The 5,861-nt window shown below is 69.1% G+C and carries 6 protein-coding genes and 1 pseudogene; 1 reads left to right on the forward strand and 6 read right to left on the reverse strand.

From position 1 onward, the window contains the following. The 4 genes and pseudogenes from ACRDP3_RS17445 to ACRDP3_RS17460 all read right to left on the reverse strand — a co-directional run. A pseudogene (locus ACRDP3_RS17445) lies at positions 1-310 on the reverse strand (NADH dehydrogenase subunit D); the annotation flags it as partial. Next, positions 310-1,059, reverse strand: a complete 750-nt coding sequence (locus ACRDP3_RS17450) for an NADH-quinone oxidoreductase subunit C (RefSeq protein ID WP_431517882.1) — start codon at positions 1,057-1,059, stop codon at positions 310-312. The pseudogene ACRDP3_RS17445 and the gene ACRDP3_RS17450, both read right to left, overlap by 1 nt. Continuing rightward, positions 1,056-1,610, reverse strand: a complete 555-nt coding sequence (locus ACRDP3_RS17455) for a NuoB/complex I 20 kDa subunit family protein (protein ID WP_431517883.1) — start codon at positions 1,608-1,610, stop codon at positions 1,056-1,058. Before ACRDP3_RS17455 ends, ACRDP3_RS17450 begins: the two co-directional genes overlap by 4 nt. 19 nt (positions 1,611-1,629) lie before the next feature. Beyond that, positions 1,630-1,989, reverse strand: coding sequence for an NADH-quinone oxidoreductase subunit A (locus ACRDP3_RS17460; protein WP_431517884.1), 360 nt, complete (start codon positions 1,987-1,989; stop codon positions 1,630-1,632). A 950-nt stretch (positions 1,990-2,939) separates the two neighbouring features. Here ACRDP3_RS17460 and ACRDP3_RS17465 point away from each other — a divergent pair. Further along, complete coding sequence (locus ACRDP3_RS17465; protein ID WP_431517885.1) at positions 2,940-3,737, forward strand: C40 family peptidase; 798 nt, start codon at positions 2,940-2,942, stop codon at positions 3,735-3,737. Positions 3,738-3,886: 149 nt separating this feature from the next. On the opposite strand, the gene ACRDP3_RS17470 is transcribed toward ACRDP3_RS17465, so the two are convergent. Both ACRDP3_RS17470 and ACRDP3_RS17475 read right to left on the reverse strand, forming a co-directional pair. Then, positions 3,887-5,170, reverse strand: a complete 1,284-nt coding sequence (locus tag ACRDP3_RS17470) for a geranylgeranyl reductase family protein (RefSeq protein ID WP_431517886.1) — start codon at positions 5,168-5,170, stop codon at positions 3,887-3,889. A 76-nt stretch (positions 5,171-5,246) separates the two neighbouring features. After that, positions 5,247-5,861 (reverse strand): demethylmenaquinone methyltransferase (locus ACRDP3_RS17475; protein ID WP_431517887.1); only part of this gene is annotated, 615 nt, incomplete at its 5' end.

A 5,861-nucleotide genomic window follows, 5' to 3' on the forward strand; every position in this document is an offset into this window, starting at 1 on the left:
AGTCCATCCGCGTCACGAAGGTCGTGCCCTGCGTCCACGTGCGGTATTCGAGGTTCTTCTCGATGCCGGTGTGCAGGTAGCCGATGCCGCAGCGGGCCTCGGTGACCGTCTCGCCGTCGATCTCCAGGATGAGCCGGAGCACGCCGTGCGTGGACGGGTGCTGCGGGCCCATGTTGACGATGATCCGCTCGTCGTCACTGCGGGCGGCGGCGGCGGCGACCTCGTCCCAGTCGCCACCGGTGACGTCGTAGACGGTGCCCTCGGTGGTCTCGCGGATGCCCGCGGGTGCGTGTGTACCGGGTGTGCTCATCAGCTGTACGACCTCCGCTGATCGGGAGCCGGAATCTGGGCGCCCTTGTACTCGACCGGAATGCCGCCGAGGGGGTAGTCCTTGCGCTGCGGGTGGCCCTGCCAGTCGTCGGGCATCATGATCCGCGTCAGCGCGGGATGGCCGTCGAAGACGATGCCGAAGAAGTCGTACGTCTCGCGCTCGTGCCAGTCGTTGGTCGGGTAGACCTCGACGAGGGAGGGGACGTGCGGGTCGCCGTCCGGGGCGCTGACCTCCACCCGGATCACCCTGTTGTGGGTGATGGAGCGCAGGTGATTGACGGCGTGCAGCTCGCGGCCCTTGTCACCGGGGAAGTGCACGCCGGTCACGCCCGTACACAGCTCGAAGCGCAGGGCGGGGTCGTCCCGCAGCGTGCGGGCCACCTGGAGCAGGTGCTCGCGGGCGACGTGGAAGGTGAGCTCGCCGCGGTCGACGACCGTCTTCTCGATGGCGTCGCCCGGGGCCAGGCCCTGCTCCTCCAGGGCGCCCTCCAGCTCGTCCGCGACCTCGTCGAACCAACCGCCGTAGGGGCGGTTGGTCGCGCCGGGCAGCCGGACCGTACGGACCAGGCCGCCGTAACCGGAGGTGTCGCCGCCGTTGTCGGCGCCGAACATGCCGTGGCGTACGCCGATGACCTCACCGGCGTCACCGCGCGGGGCGGGGACGGAGCCGTTGGCCGCCGCTTCGCCGTTGCCGTTGGCGCCGTTGCCGTTCGCGTTCTCCTTACTCACCGGAGCAGCCCCTTCATCTCGATCGTCGGGAGCGCCTGGCGGGCGGCTTCCTCCGCTTCGCGGGCCGCCTGCTCACGGTTGACGCCGAGCTTCTCGCCCTGCACGTGCTGGTGCAGCTTGAGGATCGCGTCCAGCAGCATCTCGGGGCGCGGCGGGCAGCCGGGCAGGTAGATGTCGACCGGCACGACGTGGTCGACGCCCTGAACGATCGCGTAGTTGTTGAACATCCCGCCCGACGAGGCGCAGACGCCCATCGAGATGACCCACTTGGGGTTGGGCATCTGGTCGTAGACCTGCCGCAGCACCGGGGCCATCTTCTGGCTGACGCGCCCGGCCACGATCATGAGGTCGGCCTGCCGGGGTGAGCCGCGGAAGACCTCCATGCCGAAGCGGGCGAGGTCGTAGCGTCCGGCGCCGGTGGTCATCATTTCGATGGCGCAACAGGCGAGCCCGAAGGTCGCCGGGAACATGGACGACTTGCGCACCCAGCCCGCGGCCTGCTCGACGGTGGTCAGCAGGAAGCCGCTCGGCAGCTTTTCTTCGATTCCCATGGTGTTTCTCCCCTGCCCCTCAGTCCCATTCCAGGCCGCCGCGCCGCCAGTCATAGGCGTACGCGACGCCGATGAGGGCGACGAAGATCAGCATTTCGACGAGGCCGAACATCCCGAGGGAGTCGAAGTGGACCGCCCACGGGTAGAGAAAGACGATTTCGATGTCGAAGACGATGAAGAGCATCGCCGTCAGGTAGTACTTGACCGGGAAGCGCCCGCCGCCCGCCGGCTGCGGAGTGGGCTCGACGCCGCACTCGTACGCCTCCAGCTTGGCCCGGTTGTAGCGCTTGGGGCCGATGATCGAGGCCATCACGACCGAGAAGACCGCGAACCCCGCCGCGATGGCTCCCAGTACAAGGATTGGCGTGTAGGCGTTCACCGCTCCCCGCTCCTTCCAGTCGACCGTGGGGTGCCTCCCGGGCAGGTGGGCCCGGGCGGACTGTCGACGCTGACTGCCGGCTGACCGCCGGGCTCGTGATCCACCCCACCAAGATCGCTTCTATGTGAGGCAGTTCACAAGCCCTTGCGGGAGGCATCTTATGCCCGGGCCCTGTGATCTGCGACACGGGGTCCCCGCAGGAGCTTGTGATCTCCGCCACCTGACGGTGTATCACCTCGTCAGAGGGGTGCTGATCTACGTACGCGAAGCCTCGGGGCGATCACCTCAGGTGACGTTGCGGGCGTGGTCGCACGGCCTGAAGTGCCGTCCTCTAACAGGCGAAAAGGTGCACCGGCAAATTCGCTATCAGGGGTCTCGGCTGATACCGGACCGAGACCCGTGCGCGTCGTGAACGAGACCCGTACGGGGAGTGGGTGAGACCCGTGCGCGCGGGCGAGCGGGGTCCCGTCCGGATTGCCTGGCGTTGGTGGTTCGCCGGGGATGACTGTTCGCATGGCGGGGATAGTTGTTCGATTGCCGGGGATCGCCGTTCGTCCGGCGGGGATCGTGAACGTCGGCACAAACTTCCCCTCCCGTACCACTGGTGCATCCGCTCTCAGGAATCACAAAAGGGGCGAGGGGGATGAAGAGGGTGATAGAGCTCCAATGCCCCATTCATACTGAGAGTTGACACTCGACAGGTGACCTGTACCACGGGGGGCTGTGGCAGCCCCTACCACCTTTGCGCGGTTGTTCGGCCCGTGATACCACGCGGGAGCAATGCGGACAATCAGGGCAACTGCGTGGTCACGGGCGCGTAGTTGGGCATCGGCCGTGACCGGTCCGAGACCTTCGGAGATCAACAAGCACCCAACTGGGCGGTTACGCGCCGACTGTGGCGCATCGCACCTTCTTTGAACGGATCGTCGCAGTCCTGCTATCCATGCCCCATGTCCCCGAACGCTCACATAGCCAGACACCGGAAACCGCGCGCCGCGAAGATCGACAAGGCGCTGCGGGCCGGCCTGACGGGCGGCGTCATGGGCACCATCGCCCTGACGACAGCGGTGTCCCCCGCTTCCGCGTCCGAAACGAAGAACACGTCGGTCGAGGCGGCCGACACCGCCAAGACGGCCGAGACCGCGGCGGTCAGCGGCTCCGTCACGGGCTCCACCGCTCAGGCAGCCGACTCGCTCAAGACCACCGCTCTGAAGTACGAACTGCGCGAGGCCCAGGCGAAGGCCGCCGGCGACGCGCGGGAGCAGGCCCGGAAGACCAAGGAGAAGGCGGAGGCCGCGGCCGAGCGCAAGGCCGAGGCGGCCCGCGAGAAGGCGGCCAAGGCCGCGGAGCGTGCCTCCCGTTCCAGCGACCGCACGGCCCTCTCGACCGGCGGCGGCAACGTCGCCGGCATGATCAGCTTCCTGAAGGCCCAGGTGGGCAAGTCCTACGTCATGGGCGCCAGCGGCCCCAACGCCTACGACTGCTCCAGCCTCACCCAGGCCGCCTTCAAGCAGATCGGCGTGAGCCTCCCGCGTACCTCGCAGCCGCAGTCCACCGCCGGTACCTCCGTCTCCCTCGACTCGCTGCAGAAGGGCGACCTTCTGTACTGGGGCAGCGCCGGCAGCGCGTACCACGTGGGCGTCTACATCGGGGACGGCAAGTACATCGGCGCGCAGAACCCTGAAACGGGCGTCGCCGAGAAGACCCTGGACTGGGACCCGCCGACAGGCGCGGTGCGCGTCCAGTAGTCGCGGAGCCAGTCGAACAGCCCGTACAGCGGGACGCAGCACCAGGCTCCGCACACCGCTCGTGCAGAGCACCGAAGGCCCCACCGGCAACGGTGGGGCCTTCCTGGTGTGTGTGGTGCTGGCGGGGGCGCCGCGGGGTGCGCCGCCGCCTACGCGCGCGGAGCGACCTTGCTGAGGCCGTTGATGACGCGGTCCATCGCGTCGCCGCCCGACGGGTCCGTGAGGTTGGCCAGCATCTTGAGGGCGAAGCGCATCAGGACCGGGTGGGAGAGGCCGCGTTCGGTGGCCACCTTCATCACCTTGGGGTTGCCGATCAGCTTCACGAAGGCGCGGCCGAGGGTGTAATAGCCGCCGTAGGTCTCCTTGAGGATCTTCGGGTAGCGGCGCAGGGCCAGTTCGCGCTGGGCCGGGGTCGCGCGGGCCTGCGCCTGCACGATGGTCTCGGCGGCGATGACGCCCGACTCCATGGCGTACGCGATGCCCTCACCGTTGAACGGGTTCACCAGGCCGCCCGCGTCGCCGACGAGGAGGAGCCCCCGGGTGTAGTGCGGCTGCCGGTTGAAGGCCATCGGAAGCGCGGCGCCGCGGATGGGGCTGGTCATGTTCTCCGGGGTGAAGCCCCACTCCTCGGGCATGGACGCACACCACGCCTTGAGTACCTCGCGCCAGTCCAGTTCCTTGAAGTCCTCGGAGGTGTTGAGTACGCCCAGACCGAGGTTGCTGGTGCCGTCGCCCATGCCGAAGACCCAGCCGTAGCCGGGCAGCAGCCGGTCCTGCGCGCCGCGCCGGTCCCACAGTTCCAGCCAGGACTCCAGATAGTCGTCGTCGTGGCGGGGTGAGGTGAAGTACGTGCGCACCGCGACGCCCATCGGACGGTCCTCACGCCGGTGCAGGCCCATTTTGAGCGACAGCCGGGTCGAGTTGCCGTCGGCCGCGACGACGATGGGGGCGTGGAAGGTGACGGGGGTCTTCTCTTCGCCCAGCTTGGCGTGCACGCCGGTGATGCGGCCCGCGGCGTCCAGGACCGGCTCGCCCACGTTGCAGCGCTCGTACATGCGGGCACCGGCCTTCTGCGCCTGCCGGGCCAGTTGCTCGTCGAAGTCGTCGCGCTTGCGCACGAGTCCGTAGTCCGGGTAGGTGGCAAGCTCCGGCCAGTCCAGCTGGAGGCGCTGTCCGCCGCCGATGATGCGCAGGCCCTTGTTGCGCAGCCAGCCCGCCTCCTCGGAGATGTCGATGCCCATGGCGACCAGTTGCTTGGTCGCACGGGGGGTGAGGCCGTCGCCGCACACCTTCTCGCGCGGGAAGGCGGTCTTCTCCAGCAGCAGCACGTCGAGCCCGCTGCGGGCCAGGTGGTAGGCGGTGGTGGCCCCGGCGGGGCCCGCACCGACGACGATCACATCGGCGGTCCGCTCGGAGGTGAGGGTCTCGGACACGAGGTCTCCCGCAAAGGTTGGGCGCTGGACAAGGGCAGTCTAAGAGGCCAGTTCGGGACGGCCGCGCATGGCCCGGTCAGGTCCGTACGCCCCGGTGCAGGGCCACCACGCCGCCCGACAGGTTGCGCCACGCCACCTTCGACCAGCCCGCACGCTGGAGGCGGGCGGCCAGGGCGGGCTGGTCCGGCCAGGCGCGGATGGACTCGGCGAGATACACATAGGCGTCGGGGCTGCTGGAGACCGCTCTGGCGACCGGCGGCAGGGCCCGCATCAGGTACTCGGTGTAGACGGTGCGGAACGGGGTCCAGGTGGGCTGGCTGAACTCGCAGATGACGACCCGGCCGCCGGGCGCGGTGACCCGGTGCAGCTCGCGGAGTGCGGCATCGGTGTCCTGGACGTTCCGCAGCCCGAAGGAGATCGTGACGGCGTCGAACGCGCCGTCCCGGAAGGGCAGTCGGGTCGCGTCGCCCGCGGTGAAGGGCAGCCACGGATGGCGCTGCTTGCCCTCGCGCAGCATTCCGAGGCTGAAGTCGCACGGCACGGTGTACGCCCCGGCCGCGGCGAACGGCTGCGCGGAGGTGCCCGTACCCGCCGCGAGGTCCAGTACGCGTTCGCCCGGGCGGGGGTCGACAGCGCGGACCGTCGCCCGCCGCCACAGGCGGGCCTGCCCGAGGGAGAGCACGTCGTTGGT

Source organism: Streptomyces sp. (assembly GCF_050698815.1).
GTDB lineage: Bacteria > Actinomycetota > Actinomycetes > Streptomycetales > Streptomycetaceae > Streptomyces.